Genomic DNA, 23,992 nt, shown 5'->3' on the forward strand with positions numbered 1-23,992 from the left:
GGCTGTCCTCCGGTGCGGGGGGTGACGGGGGTCAGAGACTCCGGGCGCGCAGCTCGGCCTTGCGGACCTTGCCGACGCTCGTGCGCGGGAGAGCGTCGACGAACTTCACGACGCTGGGAACTTTGAACGGGCTGAGGCGCTCACGGCACCAGGTGAGGAGCTCCTCCGGTGCGACCGACGCGCCCGGGCGGAGCGTGACGACGAGCAGGATCGCCTCGTCGCGCACCGGATCGGGGATGCCGACCGCGGCGCTGTCGGCCACGGCCGGGTGCTCCCCGGCGACACGTTCGACCTCGCCGGCCGAGACGTTCTCGCCGCCGCGCTTGATCATGTCCTTCGCGCGGTCGACGAAGTAGAGGAAGCCGTCGGCGTCCCGGCGCGCGAGGTCGGCGGTGCGCAGGCCTTCCGGGGTGAACGTGGCCGCGGTGGCGTCGGGGTCGTTCCAGTAGCCGGCCGCGACCGGCGAACCGGTGACCCACATCTCGCCGTCGGGCCCGAGGTCGATCGTCACTCCGGGCAGCGCGCGACCGATGCTGTCCCACCGCCGGGTGTCGTCGTCCGGGTTCATCGTCGGTGGCAGCACGGTCTCGGTCATCCCGTACAGCTGCACGAGCCGGGTCCCGAACCGGGATTCGAACGTTTTCGCGTCCCCGTCGGCGATGTTCTGGGCGAACAGCACCGTCCGCACCGAGTTCGCCGCGTCGTCGGGGTCGGTGGCCGCGGCCAGGATCATCCGCACCGGGGCAGCGAACAGACTCGCGACGGTCGCGCCCAGCTCGCGCGCCTGCCGCCCCCAGTTCGACGCCGAGAACCGCGGCGCCAGCGCGATCGAACCACCACTGACCAGCGCGGACATCGCGCAGTAGTACTGCGCGTTGGCGTGGAACAGCGGCAGGACGACCAGCCACCGGTCGGCGGCGGTGAGCCCCAGGTGGGTGGCGACGGCGGTTCCGACCGCGACGTAGTTCGCGTCGGTGACCATCACGCCCTTGGCCCGGCTGGTCGTGCCCGACGTGTACAGGATCGCGGCGACGTCGCCGGGTTCCACGTCCGCACCGGTCGGCGCGTGCAGGGCGTCCACCTCGGACGGAGACCGGAGCGAGACCGCGGGGGTGCTGTCGGAGAGGACGTGGGCGAGCTCGTCGGCACTCGACTGCGGGCCGGTGGGCACGAGGATCGTGCCGGACAGCGCGGTGGCGAACCAGACGTCGAAAAACTGGCGGCAGTTGCCCAGCTGGACGTGCACCCGGTCGCCGGGCCGCGCCCCCGCCTCCCGGAGGCCGCCCGCGACGCGGCGGCTCCGGCCGAGCTGCTCGGCGTAGGTGATCGTCTCCCCGCCGTCGAGCACCGCGAACACCCGCATCGCGTCGGCCGCGTTGCGCCGCAGCAAATCCCCCACGGTCAGACGGGCGTCACCCCGCTCAGTCATGAGCGGCCGCGCGGGGTGAACCGGAGTAGCTGGGGACTCCGGCGCCCGCCGGCACGATCTGCTTCGCGCCGACCGGGTTGCGCAGCACACCGAGCCCCTCGGCCTCGAGCTCCACCACGTCACCCGGCCGGATCCATCGATCCAGCTCCAGCCCGCAGCCGCCCCCGACCGTGCCCAGGGCCAGGAACTCCCCCGGGTACACGGTCTCGTCCAGCGACGCCCAGGCCAGCACCTCGGCGAACGAGAACTGCCGGTTCTTCGTGCTCCCGGACGCCCAGACCTCGCCGTTGACGCGGGCGGTCATCCGCACCGCCCACTCGTCGACCTCGTCCATCGTCAGGACGCACGGCCCCATCGCGGTGCAGAAGTCCTTGCCCTTGGACGGGCCGATCGTGAGGCTCATCTCGTAGAACTGGATGTCCCGGGCGCTGACGTCGTTGAAGATCGTGACGCCGGCGATCTTCCCGGCGGCCTCGGCCGGCGTCAGGTCGCGCCCGCCGCCGGAGGTGAAGAACCCGAGCTCGAGCTCGAAGTCGAGCTGGTCGGTGTACGAGGGCCAGAGCAGCGGCTCGTCCGGACCGATGATCGTCTCGACGTTGCACTTGTAGCAGATCGGCATCGCCGCGAACGCCGGCGGCACGGCCAGGCCGGAGCCGGCCGCGTGCTCGGTGTAGGTCAGGTAGTCCCGGATCCGCCGCGGCCTGGGCACCGGCGCGAGCAGCCGCACGTCGCCGATCGGGTGCACCCCGCCGAGCGCGTCGCCGCGGGCCGCGTACCCGCGCGCCACCTCGACCGCGGCTCCGGCCGTCTGCCGGCCGGTCGCGCCGGACTCGAAGAACGCCACCATCTCGGTGGCCACCTCGGGCGCCCGCGCGGCCGCGGTCGTGCCGTTCCGCCGCTCCTGGTCGGCCCGGAGCACCACCGCCGGCTCGATCACGTGGTCGTCGTCCCACACCCCGAACCGCGGTGCACCGGCTCCGACGGAAAAGGTCACCAGCTTCATCGCCAGCCTCCAATGGACTTCAGTCCGAACTTGGACTCGAATCCAAACTGGCTGTAAGGTAGGCCACAGGACACGCGTCGTCAAGAGTCGGGAAAGACGGTGATGTACTTGGGAGCTGTGTCCTCCGAACTCGCCACGCAGGCCCTGCCGGGAACCCCGCCGGCACCCGACCGCCGGACCCGCGGCCGGGTCCGGCGCCGCGACGCGGTGTACGCCGCCGCGATCGGGCTGTTCGTCGAGCGCGGCTACGACAACACGACGATGGACGAGATCGCCGAGCGCGCGGACGTCGCCCGCGCCACCGTGTTCAACCACTTCCAGCGCAAAGCGGCCTTCCTCGACGAGTGGTCGTCCCGGCGCCGCGACCGGGCGCTCGGTGCCGTCCGGGCCGAGGAGCACCACGCGCTCCGGGAGGTCCTGCAGCGGTACATGGTCGAGCTGGGCAACCTGAGCTCCGCGACCCGGCCCGAGACGGTCGCGCTGATGGGCGCCGCCGTCCACAACACCAACGTCCTGGGCGACCCGCCGCTCGCGCACGAGATCGCCAAGCTGCTGACCGACTCCGGCGAGCTCGCCGAGTCCGTCGACCCCGAGCTGGCCGGCCTGCTGCTGGCCACCGGCTACTTCGCGACGCTCACCCGCTGGATCGACACCGACCCCCCGTTCGACCTCACCGAGCAGTTGCTCCGCATGCTCGACCTCGTCCTGACCGGGGTCCTGCCGGCCTAGCGCACAGCCGCGGGACGCCCTCGTGGTCCGGCGTCAGAGGTCGGGGCGGGCCGAATGCAGGTAGAAAGAAGTGTGCATCCGAACTCCGTGGCCGCCGAGCTCGCCGGGCCGTCCGCCCGATCGGGGATCGAGCCGTTCCACGTCATGGACATCTGGGCCGCCGCGGCCGAGCGGCAGCGCACCCACGGTGACCTGATCAACCTGTCGGCGGGCCAGCCCTCCACCCGCGCTCCCGCCGCCGTGCGGGCCGCCGCCGCCGCGGCGCTGGATACCGAGGTCCTCGGCTACACGGTCGCGCTCGGCATCCCGGAGCTGCGGTCCGGCATCGTCGAGCACTACCGGCGCACCTACGACGTTTCCCTGGGAATCGACGACGTCGTCGTCACCACGGCCGGCTCCGGCGGTTTCCTGCTCGCGTTCCTGGCCGTGTTCGACGCCGGCGACCGGGTCGCGATGGCCCGCCCGGGCTACCCCTGCTACCGCAACATCCTCACCGCGCTGGGCTGCGAGGTCGTCGAGCTGCCGACGGGGCCGGAGACCCGGTTCCAGCCCACCGTCGCGATGATCGAGGCGCTCGACGCGCCGATCCAGGGCCTGATCGTCGCCAGCCCGGCCAACCCCACCGGTACGGTCATCGACCCGGCCGAGCTGGCCGCGCTCGCCGTCCTCTGCGAGGAGCGCGGGATCCGGCTGGTCAGCGACGAGATCTACCACGGCCTCAGCTACCCGGGGGCACCCGCGACGGCCTGTGCCCGGGAGACGTCCCGCCAGGCGATCGTCGTCAACTCGTTCTCGAAGTACTTCTCGATGACCGGCTGGCGCCTCGGCTGGCTGGTGGTGCCCGAGGGGCTGCGCCGCGCGGTCGACCGGCTGACCGGCAACCTGACGATCTGCCCTCCCGCACTCGGTCAGTACGCGGCCGTCGCCGCGTTCACGCCCGAGTCGTACGCCGAGGCGGATTCCCACGTGGAGCGCTACGCGGTCAACCGGGCGCTGCTGCTCGACGGCCTCCCGCGGCTGGGAATCGACCGGCTCGCGCCGGCCGACGGCGCGTTCTACGTGTATGCCGACGTCGGGCACCTGACCGACGACTCGATGGCGCTGACGTACGAGTTGCTGGCCGAGACCGGCGTGGCGATCGCCCCGGGGGTGGACTTCGATCCGGTCGACGGGCACCGGTACGTCCGGCTCTCGTTCGCGGGCGCCACCGAGCCGATCGAGGAGGCGCTGGCCAGGCTCCGGCCGTTCGTCGCGAAGCGGTCCTAGGGCAGGCGGACCGCGCCGGCGTCGGCGAGGCCGGTCACCTCGGCGGCGTCCAGGCCGAGCCAGTCGCCGAGCACGTCCCGGGTGTCGGCTCCCACGGCCGGGGCGGGCCCGGGCGTCGGTGGCGTCCACCCGGACGGACGGCCGACCGGCAGCGGCACCGGGTACGTGCCCAGCGCCGGATCGTCGACCTCGGTGAACAGCCCGCTGGCGGCCAGCAGCCCGTCCTCCGACCGGGTCATCTCCTCGATCGTGCGGTAGTCGCCCCAGAGGATGTTCGCGCCGTCGAGCGCCTCCACCACGGACGCGTGCGTCCGCTGCTCGAACCACGGCCGCAGCAGCGCCGAGATCACGTCCCGGTACCGGTAGCGGGCCTCCTCGGCTGCGAAGTCGACGCCGATCGCCTTCTCCATCGCGGCCAGCACGTCCTCGGTGCCGGTCAGCCGGATCAGGTTGTTCCAGTGCCGGTTCGTCAGCGCGACGACCATCACCCGCCGGACGTCGGCGGTGGCGAAGTCGCACCCGTAGCTGCCGTAGAGGTAGTTGCCCTCGCGCAGGCGCTGCGACCCGTTCACGACCACGTCCGCGACGAACCCGAGGTGCGCCATCGTCGCCACCGCCACGTCGGCCAGGTTGATCTCGACGAACTGCGGCGCGCCCGTCTCCCGGCGCATCCGCTCGGCCGAGACGACCGAGAGCGCGGCGTGCGCCCCGGTGATCAGGTCCCAGGCCGGCAGCACGTGGTTGACCGGCACGCTGGCGTCCACCGGGCCGGTGACCCAGGGCAGTCCGACCTCGCAGTTGACCGTGTAGTCCACCGCCGGACGCCCGTCCGCGCGCCCGCCGATCTGGATCTGGATCAGGTCGGGCCGGACCTGGCGCAACTGCTCGTGGCGCAGCCAGGACTGCCCGACCGCGTTCGTGACCAGGATCCCGTGGCCCTCACCCGGCACCGCGAGCAGCCGCCGGACGACGTCCCGGCCGGCCTCGCCGCGCAGGTCCACCTCGATCGACCGCTTGCCCCGGTTGAGCCCGGCCCAGTACAGGCTGCGCCCGCCGGGCGCCAGCGGCAGCCGCCGGGTGTCGGTGGCCCCGCCGATCGGGTCGACCCGGACGACGTCCGCGCCGAGCTGGGCCAGCGTCATGCACGCCGACGGCCCGGCCACGTACGTGCACAGGTCGACGACGTGCAGTCCGCTCAGGGGCAGCATCAGACCTTCTCGAAGATCGCGGCGAGGCCCTGGCCGCCGCCGATGCACATCGTCTCGAGCCCGTAGCGGGCGTCGCGGCGCACCATCTCGCGGCTCAGCGTCGCCAGGATGCGCCCGCCGGTCGCGCCCACCGGGTGCCCGAGCGAGATGCCCGACCCGTGCACGTTCGTCCGGTCGAAGTCTCCCGGTGTGAAGCCCCATTCCCGGGTGCACGCGAGCACCTGCGCGGCGAACGCCTCGTTGACCTCGATCAGGTCCATGTCCTTGAGCGCGAGACCGGCCAGGCTCAGCGCCTTCGCCGTCGCCGGGACCGGCCCGATTCCCATCGTCTTCGGCGGCACGCCGGCGACACCCCAGGACACCAGCCGGACGAGCGGCCGCAGCCCGTACTCGGCGGCCTTCTCGGGCGAGGTCACGATGCAGATCGCGGCCCCGTCGTTCTGCCCCGACGCGTTGCCGGCCGTCACGGTCGCGTCGGGATCGTCCTTCCCGAGGACCGGCCGCAGCGTCGCCAGCTTCTCGATCGAGGAGTCCGGCCGGATGTGCTCGTCGGCGTCGACGACCACCTCGGCCTTCCGGCCGCGCACGGTCACCGGCACGATCTCCTCGGAGAACACTCCGGACGCCGCGGCCGCGGCCGCCCGCTGGTGGCTGCGCACCGCGTACTCGTCCTGCTCCGCCCGCGGGATCGAGTACTCGCGCCGCAGGTTCTCGGCCGTCTCGAGCATGCCGCCGGGCACCGGGAAGTTCTGCCCGCCCGCGGTGACCCGCCCGGCCGACAGTGCGTCACGCAGCAGCACGCCCGGGCTGCCACCCTTGACGCCCCAGCGCATCCCGGTCGAGTAGAACGGCGCGTTCGACATCGACTCGGCGCCGCCCGCCAGCACGACGTCACCGGCCCCGGCCTGCACCTGCATCGCCGCGTAGAGCACGGCCTGCAGGCCCGACCCGCAGCGCCGGTCGATCTGCAGCCCGGACGCCGTGACCGGCAACCCCGCGTCGAGCGCCGCGACCCGGCCGATCGCGGGTGCGTCCATCGTCGGGTAGCAGTGGCCGAGCAGGACGTCGTCCACCGCCTCCGGCGGCAGGCCGGTCCGGTCGATCAGCGCACGGATCACGGTCGCGGCCAGCTCGTGCGGCGGGACGTCACGCAGGGCGCCTCCGAACCCGCCCACCGGTGTCCGCAACGGCTCGCAGATCACGGCCTCAGGCATCTGGTCGCTCCCCTTGATCGCCCGGAACATGCGTCGATTCGATCACGCGCCGGGCCGGCGCCGGTCGGGAACCGCCCGGTGAGATAGCGCACCGTCGCCGGCGGCGGCCGCTCCCCCCCGGCCCGGGCAGCGCGATCCGGCCACCGGCCGGAGTTCGTCACGGGGGCCCGCGCGAACCGCTAGCGTGCGGTGGCATGACGCCCACGGCGCCGAGGGAGTACTCCGTTCCGCTGCCGACGCACGCGGCCGGGGTCCTGGAGTGGGGACCACCCGACGGTGAGCTGCTGATCGCGCTGCACGGGTTCCCCGACACCGCCTGGACGTGGCGCACGGTCGGCCCGCTGCTCGGCGAGGCGGGGTACCGGGTGGCGGCGCCGTTCCTCCGCGGTTACGCACCGTCCGGCTGCCCGGGCGACTACTCCGTCCGCGCGCTCACGGCCGACGCGATCGCGCTGCACGAACGACTCGGCGGGACGGACACCACCGCGCTGGTCGGCCACGACTGGGGCGCGATCACCGCGACGACGCTGGCCGGTTCGCCCGGCTCGCCGTTCGCCCGGGTCGCGGCGCTGGCCGTGCCTCCCCTCGGCTGGATGCACCCCCGGCGCGGGTCGCTGCGGCCCTGGCTCGGCGCGATGTCGCGGCAGCCGTTCCGGTCCTGGTACATCGGCTACAACCAGGTGCCGGGCCTGGCCGAGCGTCACTTCGAGTGGCTCGTCCGGCGTCTGTGGAGGCGCTGGTCACCGGGGTACGACGCCACCGAGGACATCGAACGTCTGAAGCAGGCCGTGCCCGACCGCGCGCACGCCGAGGCGGTCGTGTCCTACTACCGCCGCGCCCGCGTGCCGTTCGACGAGCCCCGGGTGCCGCTGCTCTACCTGCACGGTGATCGCGACGGCGCGCTCGACCCCGCGTGGTTCCGGGTGGCGCAGCCGCGGATCGGTCCGTCGTCCCGGTCCGCGCTGCTCACCGGCGCCGGTCACTTCCTCCAGCTCGAGCAGCCGGGCCCGGTCGCCCGGCACCTGCTCGACTTCCTCCGGAGTTAGCCCGGACCGGGTCCGGGCCCGGCCGGAATACCACCACTCCGGTGCTGTTCCACCCGACGTGGAACGAACGACCGTGGTGATCATCGGTGCGGGACAGGCCGGGCTCTCGGCGGCCTACCACCTCCGGCGCCGCGGTCTGCCGTTCGTGGTCCTCGACGCGGAGTCCGCGCCCGGTGGGGCGTGGCAGCACCGCTGGGACTCGCTGCGGATGGCGACCGTCAACGGCATCTTCGATCTTCCCGGCTTCCCGAAACCGCCGATCGACCCGGACGAGCCGAGCCGCACCGCGATCCCGCGCTACTTCGCCGCGTTCGAGCGTGAACTGGACCTCCCGATCCGGCGCCCGGTCCGGGTGACCGCGGTCCGCGAAGACGGCGACGACCTCGTGGTCGAGTCGGGCACCGGATCCTGGCGGGCCCGCGCGATCATCAACGCGACCGGTACCTGGACCAATCCGGTGCTTCCCGCCTACCCGGGCCGGGAGACGTTCACCGGCGTCCAGCTCCACACCTCCGGCTACGGCCGGGCCGAGGACTTCGCCGGCCTCCGCGTCGCGGTCGTCGGCGGCGGGATCTCCGCCGTTCAGCAACTCGAGGAGATCAGCCGGTTCGCCACCACGTTCTGGTACACCCGCCGGGAGCCCGTCTTCCGTGACGGCGAGTTCGACCCCGAGGTGGCCGGCCGCGAGACGATCGCCAAGGTCACCGCGGACGCGGCCGCCGGCCGCCCCACCGGCAGCATCGTCTCCTACACCGGCCTGATCTGGACGCCCTACGCGCGGGCGGCCCGCGACCGCGGCGCACTCGCGCGGCGGCCGATGTTCACCGCGATCGAACCCGGCGGCGTGCGGGAGGCCGACGGCACGTTCACCGGCGTCGACGTGATCCTCTGGGCCACCGGTTTCCGGGCCGCGCTGGCCCATCTCGAGCCGCTCGCCCTGCGCGGCGCGCTGGGTGGCGTCCGGATGAAAGGGACCGAGGTGGTGGGCGAGCCCCGCGTGCATCTGATCGGTTTCGGTCCGTCGCAGTCGACGGTCGGCGCGAACCGGGCCGGCCGCGAGGCGGCGGTGGCGCTCTCGAAGTACCTCAGCCGTCCGCGGCTCGCTGCGTGACCTGGTCGGCGGCCCAGCGGTAGTCGGCCTTCCCGGACGGGGACCGGACGATCGCGGGCACCCGGATGATCAGCTTCGGCAGCTTGTAGCGGGCGACGTGGCGGCCGGCCTCGGCGTTCAGCTCGTCGTCGGTCGGGTCGTCCTCCGGGTTCATCTCGACGATCGCCACGACCTCGCTGCCCCAGCGCTCCGACGGGCGGCCGGAGACGATCACGTCGCGGACGGCCGGGTGTGCGAGCATCGCCCGTTCGACCTCCTCGGCGAAGACCTTCTCGCCGCCGGTGTTGATCGTCGCGCTGTCCCGGCCGAGCAGCCGCACCCGGCCGTCCTCGAGCAACGCGGCCCGATCGCCGGGAAGCGACCACCGAACGCCGCCGACCAGCGGGAACGTACGGGCGGTCTTGCCCGGGTCGCCGAGGTAGCCGAGCGGGATCCGGCCGCGCCGGGCCAGCCAGCCCTGGCCCTCTCCCGGCTCCAGGACGCGGGAGAGGTCGTCGTGGACGACCGCGGTCTGCTCGTGCGCGTCGAACACCCCGGCCTCGGTCATCGCGCCGCTCGCCGAGAGCGCGCTCATCTGGACGCCGGTCTCCGAGGCGCCGCCCGCGTCGAGCAGCAGGAGGTCCGGCAGCACGCGCATCAGCCGCTCGCGCATCCCCGGCGAGAGCGGCGCACCGCCGTTGGAGATCACCGCGAGCGTCGAGAGGTCGTACGGCCGGCCGGCGTCGATCGCCCGCTCGATCTCTTCGACGACCGGCAGCACGACCGCGTCACCCAGCACCGGGATCGACGTGATGCGCTCGCCCACGATCAGCCGCAGCGCCTCGGCACCGTCGAGATGCCGGTTGTCGTCGAGCAGCACCACCGTGCCGCCGTTCGTGATCGTGTAGAACGCGCTCCACTGCGCGGCGCCGTGGATGAACGGCGGGATCATCAGCACCCGCTGGCCGCCGGGGTTCGCGGCCGCCGCGGCGGCGATCGCGTCGTAGGACGGCCAGGGGTCGGGCGAGCCGAACGGGGTGCCGCCCATCGCCGCGACGTAGACGTCGTCCTGCCGCCAGAGCACGCCCTTGGGCATGCCGGTCGTGCCGCCGGTGTACAGGATGAGCAAGTCGTCGCCGGAGGGTTCCGGCAGGCCCGAGACCGTGGTCGCGGCCGCCGATTCGTACGCGACCGCGCCTTCGAGCAGGTCGTTGCCGCTGTCGTCGGCGACCTGGATCAGGACCCGTAGGTCGGGCAGCCGGTCGCGGATCGCCTGCAGGCTCGGCGCGAACTCCGCGTGGTAGACGATCGCGCGGGCCCGGGCGTCGGTGAGGAGGTACAGCAGTTCCTCGGCCACGTACCGGTAGTTGACGTTGAACGGCGCCAGCCGGGCCCGGTGCGCCGCGACCATCGCCTCGACGTACTCGGGGCAGTTGCGCAGGTACAGGCCCACGTGGTCCTGGCCGGACTCGTGGCCCCGGAGCGCGGCGCGGTCGCGTTGCGCGCCGAGCCCCGTCGCCACCAGGTACGCGGCCAGGCCGTCGGCCCGATTGTCCATCTCGCGGTAGGTGAGCCGGCGGTCTCGCCGGACCATGGCCTCGGTGTCCGGGATGGACTCGGCCACGGTCCGGAACACCTGCGACAGGGTGAAGCTGGTCACGTGGTCTCCCGAAACGGTGGGGAAACTTCGGCGCAATGCCGTGATCCTAAGTGAACAATGATTCGTCCGGGGCCGGTTCCGGCGTGCGGCCCGGCTCGCCGACGTTCACCGTTCCACCAGCGCGTCGCCGAGCGGGGTCCGCGCGTAGCGGACCTCGTGGACCACCCGGCGGGAGGTGAGCAGGCCCGCGTCACGGAGGACGGCCAGGTGGCCGGAGACCGTCGAGAGGGCCAGGCCGTGCCGGGCCGCCAACGCCGACGTCGAGGCCGGCGCGTGCAGCGCGGTCAGGAGCGCGGCGCGGTTCGCGCCCAGCAGCCGGGCCAGGGCCAGCGCCGGTCGCCCGGCCGGTTCCCAGGCCCGGGCCATGCCCCGGGCCGGGTAGATCAGCGTCGGTTGCCAGCGCGGCGCGAAGCCGCTGATCGTGTCGGGCCACGCGAAGACGCTGGGCAGGAGCAGGAGGCCGCGGCCGGCCAGGTCCTGATCGCCGAGGGCGGTGCTGCCGCCGCGCAGGGCGAGCGTGTCGCCGTCCCAGCTGATGTCGGGGTGCAGGTCGGCGAAGAGCGACTGCAGGCCGCCTTCGGCGAGCCGCCGTGAGCGCTCGGCGATGTCGGCCTCGAGCACGTCCCGCAGCCGCGGCCAGTCCGGGGCGACCAGCACCTCCCAGGCCCGCTCGGTCGCGTCCGCCAGCGCCCGCACGGCCGACACCGGGTCGTCCAGCAAGGCCCGCCGCGCTGTCTCCACCGCCCGCCGCGCGGCCGGACCCGCCGGACGCGAGGCGGCAGCTTTCGGCGGCTCGTGCCGGGTGCTCTCGAAGGACGCACGCATCTCGTCGTGCGCCAACGCCGGGTCGGTGGCTCGCAGGCGGGCGATCTCGTCGGCGAACTCCGCGACCCGGCCCAGCGGCGCGTCCGGCGGCGGACCGAGGAAGTCCGGTGTGTAGCCGCGGACCGGCATCACCAGCGGCAGCGGACCCAGCTCCAGGCCGTCGGCGCGAGCCAGCCAGCTCCGGTGGAACCCGTGACGCGCCGGGCGCAGCAGCGTCCGGACCGCCTCGTGCGTCTCGCACAGCGGCGACACCGCGAACCGGCAGCGCAGCAGGTCTTCACCGGCGAACCGGAACCGCAACGGCACGGATCCTCCCGCGGTGATTCGGCTGTGCCCGGAACACTAGGCCGCGGACACGGCGAAAGGCACGCTCCGCCCATGCGTCCGACCTATCGCACCGTGCTCGCCGTCGGGGAGTTCCGCGTGGTCTTCGCCGCGCACCTGCTCTCGACGCTGGGCACGGTCGTCTGCGAGATCGCGCTGTCCGTGCTCGTCTACCGCCTCACCGGCTCGCCGCTGCTCAGCGCCTTGACGTTCGCGCTCGGCCTGCTGCCCTACGTCGCCGGGGGCACCGTGCTCTCGGCGGTCGCGGACCGGCTGCCGGCCCGGCGCGTGATGGTCGTCTGCGACCTGGCGTGCGCCGGGTGCGCGGCCGGGCTCGTGGTGCCCGGCCTGCCGATCGCCGGGCTGCTGCTCCTGCGCTGCCTGCTGGCCGCGGTCGCACCGGTCTTCGCCGGTACGCGCGCCGCCGCCCTGGCCGACGTGTTCACTCATCCGGACGTCTACCCGCTGGGCAATTCGCTGTTGCGCGTGGTCTCGCAGGGCGCGCAGCTCGGCGGTTTCGCGGCGGGCGGCCTGCTGCTGGCCGTGGTGGAGCCGAGAACCGTGCTCGGCCTGACCGTGCTGACGTTCCTGGTGTCCGCGCTGATCATCGGCGCGGGGACGCGTGCCCGCCCGCCTCGCGCCGATGCGGAGGCCGGGCGGTCGCTCCTCACCGCGTCGCTCGGCGGAGCCCGGCGGCTGGCCGCGCGGCCGCGCGTCCGGGCGTTGCTCCTGCTGGCCTGGGTGCCGCCGATGTTCGTCGTGGTGTCGGAGGCCCTGCTCACGCCGTACGCGTCCTCGCTCGGGGCCGGCCCGGCCGGGCTCGGGCTGCTGATGTGCGGGATGCCGATCGGCGCGATCGGCGGATCACTGCTGGCCGGCACGTTCCTGAGCGCCCGCGCGCGGGTCGCGATCTCGGCCCCCGTCGTACTGCTCGCGACGCTGCCGCCGCTCGGGTACGCCGCCCGGCCGTCCCTGCTCTGGGCCCTGCTGTGCCAGATCGGCATCGGCGGCGGGATCGTCTACACGTTCGGCGTCGACCACTGGTTCCTCGACGCCGTCCCGCCCGTCCTCCGCGGCCGGGCGATGACCCTGCTCACGGCCGGGGCGATGACCTCGCAGGGCCTGGGCATGACCCTGGCCGGCGTCGCGGCCGAGTTCGCCCCGGTCCACCGGGTCATCGCGACCGGCGGCGTCGCCGCGCTCCTCGCCGACGCGCTCGTCCTCCGATACTTCCGGAGGACGAGCGATCCGCATCGGGTGGCCGGCCGAGCGCGCCGCGAACCGCGAACCGACGCCGGTCCTACTCCTTGACGCCGAGGTGCTCCACCGGGGACGTGCGCAGCAGGCGTCCGATCGGGAGAACGGTCGTGGCGAGGGCCAGCACGGCCGCGCCGGCCACCACCGCGGCGCCACCCAGCGGCGGGACGTACGGGACCGGGCTGCCGGTCAGCGCGTTGACGACCGCCACCAGCGTCCCGGCCGCGATCGTGCCGCCGATCACCAGCGCGACCCCGAGCAGGCCGGCCTGCTCGGCGTGCACCATCCGCTTCACCTGCCCGGTCGTCAGCCCGACCAGCCGCAACACCGCGAGCTCCCGCCGCCGGGCCAGCGCGGCCACCACCATGGTGTTCGCGGCGGCCAGCGCCGCGAAGCCCACCAGCACCCCGATCAGCAGCTTGTTCGCCCAGGCGCTCACGGCCAGGTCCCGGGCCAGCCCGGCTCCGAGGTCCTCCCGGGTCACGACCGCGCTCCCCGGGTAGCGAGCGGACACCGCCTCCAGCCCCGGCACGGACGCTCCGCGGACCAGCACCGAGTCGGCCAGACCGGTGGGCGTGTGCCCGGCCACGGTCGCCGACGCCAGCGTCAGGTCCCCGAACCCGAGTCCCCGCTGGTAGATCGCGATCACCTCGAGCTTCGCCGGGGTCCCGTCGGCCAGCGTGATCGACGCGGTGTCCCCGACCTTCCACCCCGACCCGGACGCCCGGAGGTCCGACACCGCCACGGTGTCCTTCCCCAGGCGCGCCAGCGACCCCTCGGTCACCTTCAGGTCGAGCGTCGACCGCACGGTCGCCGGGTCGACGGCCTGCGCCCCCGCCGTCTCCAGCCCGTCGAACACCGGTGCCACCACGGTCGTCTGCCGCACCTCGGTCACGCTCCGGACGCCCGGCAGCCGCCGGATCTCGTCGACCGCGGATTCCGGCAGCCCGGTGGGCGAGACCACGGCCTGCTGGGCGAGCGTCCCGTCCCGGCGCTGCTCGACGGTCGTCCGCTGGAGGTTGTCCTGGAGGAACCAGACCGAGCCGCCGAGCCCGACGGCCAGCACGAGCGCGGTGAGCACGGTCGCGCCGCCCCGGGCGTTCGCCCGCAGGTTCGCCGCGGCCAGGTAGCCGCTCGAGCGCCACAGGCCGTGCAGCACCGGCGCGAGCACCCGGGCGGCGAACGTGTTGATCTCCGGCGCCAGCAGCCCGACACCCAGCACGAGCAGGTAGAGCATCCCGGCCGCGGACGTCACCGCGACCAGTCCGCCCGTGCCGATCGCCGCCGGGGCCGCGGCCACCGCGCCGATCAGGATCACCACCCCGACGATCCGCCGGACCCGGCCACCGCCGGTCGGTTCCACCGCCACCTCACCGAGCGCCTCGGTCGGCCGGATCTTCGCCACCCGCCGGGCCGCCGCCAGCGCCGCGAGCACCGCGACGAGCGAGGTCGCGAGCACCGCGGCCGGGGCCGCCAGCACTCCGGGGAGAATCGGCAGCGAGCCCGGCACGAACCCGCGATCCACCAGCTCACCGTGCACCCACCGGGTCGCGAGGACGCCGAGCGGCAGCCCGATCAGCGCACCGAGGAGGCCGAGCAGCGCCGCCTCGGCCATGATCATCCGGCGGACCTGGGCCGGGGTCGCCGCAATCGCCCGCAGCAGCGCCAGGTCACGCCGCCGGTGCCGCACCGAGAGCCCGACCGTGCCGGCCACCACGAACCCGATCAGCAGCGCGACGTACCCGCCGAACGCGCCGCCGAGCTGCAGCAGCAGGTCCCGGCCGTCGAGGGCGGCGCTCGGCTCGGCCCGCGCCCGGTCGTCGCCGGTGTAGGCGCCGGCGCCGTCCGCCCGGGCCAGGTCGCGGATCGCCGGTAGCGCACCGGACGACGCGCGCACCAGCACGGCGGCCACGCGGCCAGGGCTCGGGTTCAACGCGGCGGCCCGGGCGTCCGAGAAGTACAGCGTGGCGGGTGTCGCGTCCGAATGAAAAAGACCGGTGACCGTGAAGCGGTGCACCGTACCGCCGACCAGGACGTCGACCGGCGCGCCGGACGCGAGCCCGAGGCGGGTGTCGGCGACGACCTGGTCGTCGGACGCGGGTGCGGAGCCGGACGGCGGGGAATGGCCGAAGGCCGCGCTGCTCCAGCCGTGCCCGGCGGCCGGGACCGAGCCGACGGTCACCGGGATCGAGACGTCCGCCACGACGCTCCCGACGCCCGGCACCTGGCGGATCCGGTCGGCCAGACCGGCCGGAACGGTGCCGCCGGGTAAGCGGACGCGGCTGGTCTCGGTGTCGCCGTCGAACGTCTTGCTCGTGCGGACGACCTCCGGCCGGGCGACGACGACGTCGGCCCCGGTGTAACGCTGGGGTTCGGGATGGAAGCGCAGGCCGGACTCGACGAGCGTACCCATCGCCATCAGGATCGCGACGCCGGTGACCAGCGCGACCAGCGTGGCCACCGCGCTCCCCCAGCGGTACCGGAGCATGCGGACCGCGATCATGCCCGTGCTCCCTGCGAGACCCGGCTGCGGCCCAGGCCGGCGAGCACCTCGGCGATGCGGGTGGCGCCGGGCTGCGGGAGGTCGAGCACCAGGCGGCCGTCGGCGAGCACCAGCACGCGGTCGGCGTAGGAGGCGGCAACCGGATCGTGGGTCACCATGACGACGGTCTGGCCGTGCGTGTCGACGAGTGCACGCAGGAGCGTGAGGACGTCCGCGGCGGTCCGGGTGTCGAGGGCTCCGGTCGGTTCGTCGCAGAAGATCACCTCGGGGCGGGTGACGAGGGCCCGCGCGATCGCGACGCGCTGCTGCTGGCCACCGGACAGCTCCGAGGGCCGGCGCCGGAGGTGGTCGGCGAGACCGACCCGCTCCACCACCTCGGCCAGCCAGTCCCGGTCGACGTGCGTGCCGGCCAGGCGGGACGGCAGCAGGATGTTCTCCTCGACGGTGAGCGCGCCGAGCAAGTTGAACGCCTGGAAGACGAAGCCGATCCGGTCGCGGCGCAGTTTCGTGAGCTTCGTTTCCGACAGGCCGGACAGCTCGGTGCCGCCCAGCCAGACCCGCCCGGACGTCGGCCGGTCGAGGCCGGCCGCGGTCTGCAACAGCGTGCTCTTGCCCGACCCGGACGGCCCCATGACGGCGGTGAACGTACCGCGGTGGAACGCCGCGTCGACGCCGGCCAGCGCGGTGACCGGCTGCCGGTCGGTGCCGTAGACGCGGGTCAGCTGCTCGACCCGTACGGCTTCATTGTGGACGGACATCGGGATGCCTCTCCGTGTTGTGGCTGTACGGAGACGCTATTTCTCGGCGAGGCCGGCCACGATGAAGCCTACGGGCGAACCGGAGTACAGCCTGCGCTACCCCTCGGAGGGCACCGGGGTGTCCGCGGCCCAGGCCGCGGCGGTGGCGTGGCGCTCGCGGGTGAAACGCTGGCCGTTGCGGGCGCGGCCGGACGCGGTGAACCGGATGCGGTAGGTGCCGGGGTCGGTGACCGTGAACGTTCCCTCGTAGAGCGAGCCGTCGCTGCTGGTCAGGTCGGCGGCCCGGGTCTGGCCGGTCGGGGTCACGACCTCGGCGGAGACGACCGCGTCGGCGGTGATCGGCTGGCCGGACTGCGCGAGGTTCGCGCCGAGCGCGACCTCGGAGCCGGGCGCGAAGCCGTTCTGGGTGGCGAATCCCTGGAGCGAGATGCTCGACCAGGCGTGCACCCGGACCTGGAACGGGGTCCCGGCCGGCTCGGGAGCGGCGGCGGCGAACGCCGCAGGTGCGTCCACCTCCGGCCCGGAGATCACCGCGTACGCGCGCTCGCGCTCCGAACGCCACTGCTGGGGAGGCTCGGCCGGGACCACCGCGGCGGCGAAACCGCCGGCGACGTGGGGCACGGGCCGGTGACGGAGGCCGTGCAGGATCGAGGTGTCGGTCCGGCCCCGCACGTCGGCGGTGGCGGCCGGGTTCGCGGCCGCGAATCCGTGGGCCTCTCCCCCGGCGCCTCCGATCGGCTCCAGGCGGGGGGCGCCGGGCGTGACGACGACGTTCCACGTGCCGCCCTGCTCGAACCGGCCCGGGGCGGGCTGCACCGGCAGCGCGATCCGGTACCAGGCCAGCCCGTCGCCGGTCCCGTAGCGCATCGACGGCTGCTGGAGCGCGTACCACGGCTCGATCAGCAGGCCGTTCGGCGTCTGCAGCCGGAAGTCGACGGACTCGGACGACCGGAGCACGACGTCGAAGCCGCCGTCGGCGTCGGTCAGCGAGAACGGGATCCGGAGCACGGTGCCGTCGGTGAGCCGGCCCGCCGCCTCGGTCACCACCTCGGCGCCGGTGACGGTGGCGACCACGTCCAGCGCCGCGTCGACCGCGTCGCCCTCGGTGCAGGTCAGCACGTAGCCACCGTTGTTCGCGGTCAGGTCGGTCAGGGCCGGTACGCCGATCGAGTGCGGCTGCCCCACCTCGATCACGTACGTCGGAACCCTCACGTCCGCGCTGACGTCGGCCAGCGCGGCCGGAGCGTTCTCCAGCCCGTCGGTGAGCACGACCAGCGCCTCGCTCCCGAATCCGGACGCGGCACCGAGCAGCCCCACTCCGGCGACCACTCCGTCCCCGATCGAACTCGCTCCCCGGGGGTCGAGCCGGTCGCCGTTCAGCGTGTCCACCACCGACGTGTCGCCGACCGGCTGGAGCGCCTCGGCGTCGGCGTCGAATCCGACCACCCCGGCGCCGTCGCCCTCGGGCAGCAGCGCCGCGAACACGGTCGCGGCCCGGCGGACGGCGTCACGCCGGCCGTCGGTGGCCATGCTCCCGGACCGGTCGACGACGAGCGCGGTCGCGGTCGCCCGGCGGGCGACCGTGTTCGCGTCGACGGTGACCGCCCAGGCCGTTCCGGTCGACGGCTCGCGGACCGTGAGTGTCTGGGTCGGCAGCGACGACGGCGCGACCCCGGTCCGGTAGGCGATCGCGAAGTCGGCGAACGGGTTGTCGGCCGGGTCGACGGTGACGCTCCGGGTCAGCGCCTCGAGCTGGGGATGGTCGGGCGCCACCAGTTCGAGCGTCGTCGCGGAGTGCACGGCGAGCCGGATCGACAGCACGGCCTCACTGACCATGCCGAGCGGCCCCTGGGCCACGTCGTCGAACGAGACGTGCGGGGTGAGCAGCGTGATCGGCGCCGGGACGCAGTGCTCGGTCTCGACGTGACGCACGACGCCACCCCCGGTGTCCCGGGCGACGACGAACCCCAGCGTGTGCCAGTGGGCCACCATCTCCTCGCCGCTGCTGACGTCCCGGTCCCAGCGGATCTGCGTCGTCGCGGCGACGTCGCCGAACACGTCGTTCGGACGCGGGACCGGCCACCAGGTGTCGCCGCAGGCCGAGAAGTCGGCCTGCCAGGGCAACGCCATCGACGCGGTGATCGCGCCCGCGGCGACCTGCGCGTGGTCGAGCCGGAACGCGGCCGTGTAGGCGGATTCCAGGATCGGGCGCACGCCCTCGCTCTGCCCGCCGGCCTCGATGCCGGGGAAGAACGCGCCGCCGACGCAGGCCTCCAGGGCGGCCCGGTCGAGGCCGTCCGGGGTCACGCCCGCCGGTGGCACGGGCTCGCCGGCCCAGTCGTTGGTGTACGTCCCGGCCTTCCAGCGGGCGACGTGCGCGGCCTGGATCGGTGTCAGCACCGCGTCCTCGCCGTCGAGCAGCGGCATGTCGCCGGTCGGACGCAACCGGCCGGCGATGCGGTTGACGGTGCGCTGGTCGGTGACCGGGTGCGCCCAGGAGTGCGCGCGGCCGACGTCCTTGACCCAGCGGCTGTCGGCCGCGCGCCGCAGGATCGGATAGATGTCGCGGGTGTACGAGGTGGTCGTCGGCTCGGTGGCCAGGCCGATCTCCACCATTCGGGGCAGCAGCCGGTCGTACAACGTGATGACGTTCTGCTGCTGCGGCGCGAACTTCGGCGGCGCGACCAGCACCCAGGCGCCCTCCACCGGCGGGGACGACCCGTCGGGCAGCGTCAGCGTGGCGGTCACCGGTCCGTCGGCGACGTCGTCGTACCAGCCCGGGTTGCCCCAGAAGTCCTGGATGCCGTTGCCGGCCGGTGAGGCGGACGCGCCCGTGCCACCCAGCACCAGCAGCCGGCCGTCTTCGTCGCTGACGATCTCGCCCAGCGGCACCGTGACGACCGGCTGGCCGGCGAAGTGGATCGTTCCGGTGTCGAACCGGGCGGACTGCTTCGGGCCGTCGAGCGTCCGGGGGCCGGGGTCGATCGTGAGGTCGGCGGCCGGTTCGGTGTTGCCGCGGCCGTCGAACGCGGCCTTGCCGTTGGCCAGGTGCACGGTCCAGGCGATCGTGGCCTGCGCCGACGTGACCTCCTGGACGGTTCCGTCGTCGTGGTGGGCCAAGACCCGGAAGCGGGCGGCCTGCCGCTTGACGCGGCACGCGTCGTCCTTGAAGCCGTCGGCCGGGGCCGGGTACTCGTCCGGGCGTTCGGGCCCGACGAAGTGCTCCTCGGGGCTGTTGCCCACACGAGCGACACCGATTGCCGGATGAACTTTGTAGACCGTCGTCACGGCGGCGATCCTAGGGCGCCTGGGCAAACTCCCAGAAATAGAACGTGTTCTGGTTCGGGCGGGTAACGTCACGGCTCGTGAAATGGACTCTGGCTGCTGCGCTGGTGCCTGCCGACCGGCTCCTCGATCTCGCCCGCACGGCCGAAGAGGCCGGGTACGACTCCGTCGCGATGCCCGATTCGGTGTTCTTCCCGGAGAAGGTCTCGGCCAAGTACCCGTACACCAAGGACGGCAGCCGGTTCTGGAAACCGGAGACCGAATTCATCGATCCGTTCGTCGCGATTCCGGCGATGGCCGCGGTCACCAGCCGGCTGCGGTTCCACACGAACGTCTACAAGCTCCCGCTCCGCGACCCGCTGCTCACCGCCAAGCACGTCGCTTCGATCGCGGTGATGTCGGGCAACCGCTTCGCCTTCGGCGTCGGTCTGTCGTGGATCCCGGAGGAATTCACCTTCACGCACACCGAGATGCGGACGCGCGGCGCGCGGACGGACGAGGCCATCGACATCCTCAAGCTGGTGTGCGCGGGCAACGGACCGGAGTGGGTCGAGTACCACGGCACGCACTACGACTTCGACCGGCTGATGATCTCCCCCGCGCCCGACCGGCCGGTGCCGATCTACGTCGGCGGGCACAGCGAACCGGCGCTCAAGCGCACCGCGCGGGTCGGCGACGGCTGGATCTCGGTGAACACCACGCCCGACAAGATCATCGAGTCCTGCGTGCGGCTCCACGAGCTGCGCCGGGAGTACGGGCGGGAGAACGAGCCGTTCGACATCGTCGCCGGGCCGGTCGGCAACGTCAGCCGGGACGACTACCGCCGGATGGAGGAGGCCGGGGTCACCGAGTGCCAGGCGGCGCCGTGGTGGCAGTACCGCGTCGGCTTCGGCGACGCCGCCGCGATGCGCGAGGCGACGCTGCGCTTCGCGGACGAGGTGATCGCGCAGTATTAGGGCATGGAACCCCTCACGCCGGTCGACGAAGACTGGCAGCGCGCGCTCGCGATCGTCGCCCACCCCGACGACCTCGAGTTCGGGGCCGCCGCCGCGATCGCCCGCTGGACCGCGCAGGGCAAGGACGTCGTCTACACGTTGCTGACCAGTGGCGAAGCCGGGATCGACGGGATGGATCCGGCGACCGCGGGCCCGGCCAGGGAACAGGAACAGCGCGAGTCGGCGCGCATCGTCGGCGTCTCGGCGGTCGAGTTCCTCGGGCTGCCGGACGGCGTGCTGGAGTACGGCGTCCCGCTGCGGCGGGAGCTCGCCCGGGTGATCCGGCGGCGCCGGCCGGAGGTCGTGATCACGAACAACTTCCGGGACAGCTGGGATCCGGAGGGCGCCGCGCTGAACATGTCCGACCACATCGTCACCGGCCGCGCCGTCCTGGACGCGGCTCGCGACGCCGGCAACCGCTGGATCTTCCGCGACCAGATCGAGGACGAGGGTCTCGAGCCCCACAAGGTGAGGGAAGTCTGGCTGGCCTCGTCGCCGCGCGGGCAGCACGGCGTCGACATCACCGACACGTTCGACGCCGGGGTGCGCTCGCTCGAGGCGCACGGGCTCTACCTGCGCGGCCTCGGTGCCGGTGACTTCGACGCCGAGGAGTACCTGGAGGGCTTCGCCCGCCCGACCGGCACCCGGATGGGCGTCCGCTACGCGGCGAGCTTCGAAGTATTCTCCCTGGGCCTGCTCTAGGCACCGGACTCCGCTGGACGACTGACCTCAGAGCGCGGCCTCGACCTCTTCGCGGGTGCGGGCCGGGTCGGGAACGGCCGGAGCGGTCGTGGCGACCGGAGCCGCCGTCCCGGACGCCGTCCGCGCCTGCGCCTCACGGAACTCGCGCAGCGGGGTGTAGATCCCGTTGACCGCCGACTTGAGCACCCGGCGCTTCCACCGCAGCGACACCGGGTTCGGACGCTGGTAGAGCGCCAGTTTCTGGGCCCACCCCGGCAGCATGTCGCGGGCCGCCCAGTCGAGGAACGCACTGCCGGGCTGCCACGGCGGTACCCCGTTCCCACGCAGGTTCGGCCCGGTGCCGAAGGCTTTGATCGGCGTGACCGCGAGCTTCGGCAGGTACGACTCGAGACAGTCCGCGACCTCCTTCTTCGTGCGCGGCAGGCCGGTGCCGCCCAGCGCCTCGCCGACCCGGACGAACTCGGCGTAGTACTCGTCGATGTCGGGCAGCGGCGCGGAGTGGTACCGCTCGTGCGCGGTCGCCAGCCCCCAGACGACCGTGGCGTAGTTCCAGCGCAGCCACTCAGGCTCGTCGGCGTCGTAGCGCACACCGTCCGGGCGGACGCCCTTCACCGTGTGGTGCATCGCCCGGACGGTCCTGGCCAGCCTCTCGGCGGTCTCGGTGGTGCCGTACGCGGTGCCGATGAAGAACGAGACCGAGTGCCCGAGCCGGACCGCGCCGCCCTCCGGATCGATGGCGCCGGTCGGCACGCCCGCGGCATCCCGGGCGACCAGGCGTGAGTGGTCGTAGCCCATCCAGCTGATGCTCGGGTCGAGCCCCTCGATATAGGCCGCGGCGACCAGGCCGAGGACCAGCGCCGGGGTGTGCGAGTGGACGTACCAGACCGCGCTGCCGGGCCCGAACCAGCCGGGATCTCCGACCGGCTCGCGGAACTCGAGGTGGCGGAAGAACTTCGTGCGGACGTCGGCGTCGAACGACCGCTCGAAACGAGTCGCCAATCGGTTCGGCATCTGCGACCTCCAGTCTGGATACGACCGTAGCCAGACTAAGCAGTTGGCTACGGCCGTGTCCAGACTTGATAGGGTCGTCGGATGACCCGATGGGCGGGCGTCCCCGCCGGCCAGCGCAGGGACGGGCGCCGCGAGATGCTCGTCCGGGCCGGGTACCGGCTGTTCGGCGACGAGGGCGAGGCGGCGCTCACCGTCCGGGCCGTGTGCCGCGAGGCCGAGCTGCACACCCGGTACTTCTACGAGAGCTTCGCCGACACGACCGAGCTGCTCGGCGCGATCTACGACGAACAGGCGGCCGCGCTCGGCGCCACGCTGGCCGAGGCGGTGGAGACCGCGTCACCCGACGCGGCCGCGCGCACGCGCGCGGGCGTCCGCAGCGTCCTGCAGCTCATCAGCGACGATCCGCGCCGGGGCCGGGTCTTGTTCGCGGACGCTCCGTCGCTGGGCGCCCGCCGCCGGGCCGCGGAGCAGAGCCTGCTCGACGGCCTGGTCGCGAGGAGCGGAAACCCCCGTCTCCCGACCCTGGTGGCAGCCACCCTGTTCACCGGCGCGATGACCGAACTCGCCCGCCAGTGGGCCGACGGCCGGCTGGGCTCCGACCTCGACGCGGTCGTCGACACCGCGGTGGAACTCGCCCTGGCCCTCCAGACCCGCGCCGCCCGCCGGCTCCGGGAGGGCGCGTCGAGGTGACGTGCGGCCGGATCAGCCGAACGTGAACGCGTAGGCCTCGGCGCCGGGGGCGTCGAACGTGATCTCGAGCGTGCGCTCGCGGACCTCGCCCGGGGCTCGGAGCAACTGGTAGAGACGGCCCTCGCGCAGGACGCCGGCCCCGGCGGCGTCGACGTCGGCGCCGGCCGACGCCCCGGGCGCCTCGCCGTCGACGCGCACGCGGAACGGGATCGGCTCACCGGTGCCGTCGAGCACGACGTGCGCGTCGCGCGCGGAGTAGCGGAACGCGAGGCTCCCGCCCGGCCGGACCAGCGCGACCCGCTCGCGGCCGAACGTCCACTCACCGGCCAGCGCCCAGTGGTTCGCCCGGAGCCGCTCCGGGAGCCGGTAGACGCTCGGCTCCGTCCCGGCCTCCCCGGGTGACGCGAACCGCTCACCGCGCGCGTACCCGAGGTAGGTCTCCGGCGTCCCCAGGTGACGCCAGTCGGCCGCCGCCTCCACGCCGGCACCGGCGACCGCGGGCGTCACCGGCGCCCGGCTCACGTGCAGCAGCCGCTGGAGCACGCGCTCGGACTCCTCGTACCGGCCCTCACCGAAGTGCTCGTCGGCCAGGACGCCGTCGCGCCCGGCAAAGTACAGCGCGGGCCAGTACCGGTTGCCGAACGCCTCCCAGATCGCGTAGTCGTTGTCGACCGCGACCGGGTAGCCGATGCCGCGGGCGGCGACCGCCCGCCGGACGCCCTCGACCTCGTGCTCGAACGAGAACTCCGGCGTGTGCACGCCCAGCACCACCAGGCCGTCGTCCCGGTACGCCTGCGCCCAGGCTCGCACGTACGGCTCCTGCCGCAGCCAGTTGATGCAGGTGAGCGTCCAGAAATGGACGAGGACGACGCGGCCGCGGAGCTCGGCGGGCGCCAGCGGCTCGGAGTTGATCCACGCCGACGCCCCGTCGAGCCGCGGTAACGGCACGCGATCCGGCATGGGCTCACCGTAGCCGTTCCCACTCGGCCCGGTCGTC

19 protein-coding genes are annotated in these 23,992 nt (G+C 73.5%); 8 read left to right on the forward strand and 11 right to left on the reverse strand.

The window, feature by feature from the left end:
* Positions 1–31 precede the first annotated feature (31 nt).
* Together ACIBZJ_RS04385 and ACIBZJ_RS04390 are read right to left on the reverse strand one after the other, a co-directional pair.
* Positions 32–1,429, reverse strand: coding sequence for a class I adenylate-forming enzyme family protein (locus ACIBZJ_RS04385; protein WP_395925349.1), 1,398 nt, complete (start codon positions 1,427–1,429; stop codon positions 32–34).
* Entirely contained in the window at positions 1,422–2,432 is a 1,011-nt protein-coding gene (locus ACIBZJ_RS04390) for a fumarylacetoacetate hydrolase family protein (protein WP_395925351.1), read from the reverse strand. The genes ACIBZJ_RS04385 and ACIBZJ_RS04390 overlap by 8 nt, the downstream gene beginning before the upstream one ends.
* 117 nt (positions 2,433–2,549) lie before the next feature.
* Here ACIBZJ_RS04390 and ACIBZJ_RS04395 point away from each other — a divergent pair, with 117 nt between their 5' ends.
* Both ACIBZJ_RS04395 and ACIBZJ_RS04400 read left to right on the forward strand, forming a co-directional pair.
* A complete protein-coding gene (locus ACIBZJ_RS04395; protein ID WP_395926019.1) occupies positions 2,550–3,161 on the forward strand; it encodes a TetR/AcrR family transcriptional regulator in 612 nt (203 codons plus the stop codon).
* Between the two features lie 144 nt (positions 3,162–3,305).
* Complete coding sequence (locus tag ACIBZJ_RS04400) at positions 3,306–4,427, forward strand: pyridoxal phosphate-dependent aminotransferase (RefSeq protein WP_395926021.1); 1,122 nt, start codon at positions 3,306–3,308, stop codon at positions 4,425–4,427.
* Here the strand turns inward: ACIBZJ_RS04400 and ACIBZJ_RS04405 are convergent.
* Positions 4,424–5,635 (reverse strand): CoA transferase, encoded by a 1,212-nt coding sequence (locus ACIBZJ_RS04405; RefSeq protein ID WP_395925353.1) that lies wholly within the window; start codon positions 5,633–5,635, stop codon positions 4,424–4,426. The two genes, ACIBZJ_RS04400 and ACIBZJ_RS04405, sit on opposite strands and share 4 nt — an antisense overlap.
* Positions 5,635–6,849 (reverse strand): acetyl-CoA C-acetyltransferase, encoded by a 1,215-nt coding sequence (locus ACIBZJ_RS04410; protein WP_395925355.1) that lies wholly within the window; start codon positions 6,847–6,849, stop codon positions 5,635–5,637. The genes ACIBZJ_RS04405 and ACIBZJ_RS04410 overlap by 1 nt, the downstream gene beginning before the upstream one ends.
* Before the next feature lie 194 nt (positions 6,850–7,043).
* On the opposite strand from ACIBZJ_RS04410, the gene ACIBZJ_RS04415 reads away from it, so the two are divergent.
* The gene (locus ACIBZJ_RS04415) at positions 7,044–7,895 is read left to right on the forward strand and encodes an alpha/beta fold hydrolase (protein ID WP_395925357.1); all 852 of its coding nucleotides are present in this window, start codon (positions 7,044–7,046) and stop codon (positions 7,893–7,895) included.
* 58 nt (positions 7,896–7,953) lie between these two features.
* A complete protein-coding gene (locus ACIBZJ_RS04420) occupies positions 7,954–9,006 on the forward strand; it encodes an FAD-dependent oxidoreductase (protein WP_395925359.1) in 1,053 nt (350 codons plus the stop codon).
* Here the strand turns inward: ACIBZJ_RS04420 and ACIBZJ_RS04425 are convergent.
* Together ACIBZJ_RS04425 and ACIBZJ_RS04430 are read right to left on the reverse strand one after the other, a co-directional pair.
* A complete protein-coding gene (locus ACIBZJ_RS04425) occupies positions 8,981–10,645 on the reverse strand; it encodes an acyl-CoA synthetase (RefSeq protein WP_395925361.1) in 1,665 nt (554 codons plus the stop codon). The two genes, ACIBZJ_RS04420 and ACIBZJ_RS04425, sit on opposite strands and share 26 nt — an antisense overlap.
* Before the next feature lie 105 nt (positions 10,646–10,750).
* Entirely contained in the window at positions 10,751–11,776 is a 1,026-nt protein-coding gene (locus tag ACIBZJ_RS04430; RefSeq protein WP_395925363.1) for a DUF5937 family protein, read from the reverse strand.
* A gap of 72 nt (positions 11,777–11,848) precedes the next feature.
* On the opposite strand from ACIBZJ_RS04430, the gene ACIBZJ_RS04435 reads away from it, so the two are divergent.
* Positions 11,849–13,105 (forward strand): MFS transporter, encoded by a 1,257-nt coding sequence (locus tag ACIBZJ_RS04435; RefSeq protein ID WP_395925365.1) that lies wholly within the window; start codon positions 11,849–11,851, stop codon positions 13,103–13,105.
* Here ACIBZJ_RS04435 and ACIBZJ_RS04440 read toward each other — a convergent pair.
* From ACIBZJ_RS04440 to ACIBZJ_RS04450, 3 genes are all read right to left on the reverse strand, one after another.
* Positions 13,095–15,554: an FtsX-like permease family protein gene (locus ACIBZJ_RS04440; protein ID WP_395925367.1), complete on the reverse strand. Its 2,460-nt coding sequence runs from the start codon at positions 15,552–15,554 to the stop codon at positions 13,095–13,097. The genes ACIBZJ_RS04435 and ACIBZJ_RS04440 overlap by 11 nt on opposite strands.
* A complete protein-coding gene (locus tag ACIBZJ_RS04445; RefSeq protein WP_395925369.1) occupies positions 15,551–16,312 on the reverse strand; it encodes an ABC transporter ATP-binding protein in 762 nt (253 codons plus the stop codon). Before ACIBZJ_RS04445 ends, ACIBZJ_RS04440 begins: the two co-directional genes overlap by 4 nt.
* A 96-nt stretch (positions 16,313–16,408) precedes the next feature.
* Complete coding sequence (locus tag ACIBZJ_RS04450; protein ID WP_395925371.1) at positions 16,409–19,600, reverse strand: LodA/GoxA family CTQ-dependent oxidase; 3,192 nt, start codon at positions 19,598–19,600, stop codon at positions 16,409–16,411.
* A gap of 77 nt (positions 19,601–19,677) precedes the next feature.
* Between ACIBZJ_RS04450 and ACIBZJ_RS04455 the strand changes: the two genes are divergently transcribed.
* Both ACIBZJ_RS04455 and ACIBZJ_RS04460 read left to right on the forward strand, forming a co-directional pair.
* Complete coding sequence (locus ACIBZJ_RS04455; protein ID WP_395925373.1) at positions 19,678–20,553, forward strand: TIGR03619 family F420-dependent LLM class oxidoreductase; 876 nt, start codon at positions 19,678–19,680, stop codon at positions 20,551–20,553.
* A gap of 3 nt (positions 20,554–20,556) precedes the next feature.
* The gene (locus ACIBZJ_RS04460; RefSeq protein ID WP_395925375.1) at positions 20,557–21,294 is read left to right on the forward strand and encodes a PIG-L deacetylase family protein; all 738 of its coding nucleotides are present in this window, start codon (positions 20,557–20,559) and stop codon (positions 21,292–21,294) included.
* A gap of 27 nt (positions 21,295–21,321) precedes the next feature.
* Here the strand turns inward: ACIBZJ_RS04460 and ACIBZJ_RS04465 are convergent, their stop codons facing one another.
* Positions 21,322–22,305: an oxygenase MpaB family protein gene (locus ACIBZJ_RS04465; protein WP_395925377.1), complete on the reverse strand. Its 984-nt coding sequence runs from the start codon at positions 22,303–22,305 to the stop codon at positions 21,322–21,324.
* A gap of 81 nt (positions 22,306–22,386) precedes the next feature.
* Here ACIBZJ_RS04465 and ACIBZJ_RS04470 point away from each other — a divergent pair, with 81 nt between their 5' ends.
* On the forward strand, positions 22,387–22,995 hold the full coding sequence (locus ACIBZJ_RS04470) for a TetR/AcrR family transcriptional regulator (RefSeq protein ID WP_395925379.1): 609 nt from the start codon (positions 22,387–22,389) through the stop codon (positions 22,993–22,995).
* 12 nt (positions 22,996–23,007) lie between these two features.
* Here the strand turns inward: ACIBZJ_RS04470 and ACIBZJ_RS04475 are convergent, their stop codons facing one another.
* On the reverse strand, positions 23,008–23,955 hold the full coding sequence (locus tag ACIBZJ_RS04475) for a thioredoxin (RefSeq protein WP_395925382.1): 948 nt from the start codon (positions 23,953–23,955) through the stop codon (positions 23,008–23,010).
* Positions 23,956–23,992: the final 37 nt, after the last annotated feature.

The sequence above is a fragment of the Cryptosporangium sp. NPDC051539 genome (genome assembly GCF_044454545.1).
Classification (GTDB): Bacteria; Actinomycetota; Actinomycetes; order Mycobacteriales; family Cryptosporangiaceae; genus Cryptosporangium.

Excerpts from the sequence above, each read along its gene's own strand:
- ACIBZJ_RS04385 (WP_395925349.1), bottom strand. The coding sequence starts at position 1,429 with ATGACTGAGCGGGGTGACGCCCGTCTGACCGTGGGGGATTTGCTGCGG.
- ACIBZJ_RS04390 (WP_395925351.1), bottom strand. The coding sequence starts at position 2,432 with ATGAAGCTGGTGACCTTTTCCGTCGGAGCCGGTGCACCGCGGTTCGGG.
- ACIBZJ_RS04400 (WP_395926021.1), top strand. The coding sequence starts at position 3,306 with ATGGACATCTGGGCCGCCGCGGCCGAGCGGCAGCGCACCCACGGTGAC.
- ACIBZJ_RS04405 (WP_395925353.1), bottom strand. The coding sequence starts at position 5,635 with ATGCTGCCCCTGAGCGGACTGCACGTCGTCGACCTGTGCACGTACGTG.
- ACIBZJ_RS04410 (WP_395925355.1), bottom strand. The coding sequence starts at position 6,849 with ATGCCTGAGGCCGTGATCTGCGAGCCGTTGCGGACACCGGTGGGCGGG.
- ACIBZJ_RS04415 (WP_395925357.1), top strand. The coding sequence starts at position 7,044 with ATGACGCCCACGGCGCCGAGGGAGTACTCCGTTCCGCTGCCGACGCAC.
- ACIBZJ_RS04435 (WP_395925365.1), top strand. The coding sequence starts at position 11,849 with ATGCGTCCGACCTATCGCACCGTGCTCGCCGTCGGGGAGTTCCGCGTG.
- ACIBZJ_RS04440 (WP_395925367.1), bottom strand. The coding sequence starts at position 15,554 with ATGATCGCGGTCCGCATGCTCCGGTACCGCTGGGGGAGCGCGGTGGCC.
- ACIBZJ_RS04445 (WP_395925369.1), bottom strand. The coding sequence starts at position 16,312 with ATGTCCGTCCACAATGAAGCCGTACGGGTCGAGCAGCTGACCCGCGTC.
- ACIBZJ_RS04460 (WP_395925375.1), top strand. The coding sequence starts at position 20,557 with ATGGAACCCCTCACGCCGGTCGACGAAGACTGGCAGCGCGCGCTCGCG.
- ACIBZJ_RS04465 (WP_395925377.1), bottom strand. The coding sequence starts at position 22,305 with ATGCCGAACCGATTGGCGACTCGTTTCGAGCGGTCGTTCGACGCCGAC.
- ACIBZJ_RS04470 (WP_395925379.1), top strand. The coding sequence starts at position 22,387 with ATGACCCGATGGGCGGGCGTCCCCGCCGGCCAGCGCAGGGACGGGCGC.
- ACIBZJ_RS04475 (WP_395925382.1), bottom strand. The coding sequence starts at position 23,955 with ATGCCGGATCGCGTGCCGTTACCGCGGCTCGACGGGGCGTCGGCGTGG.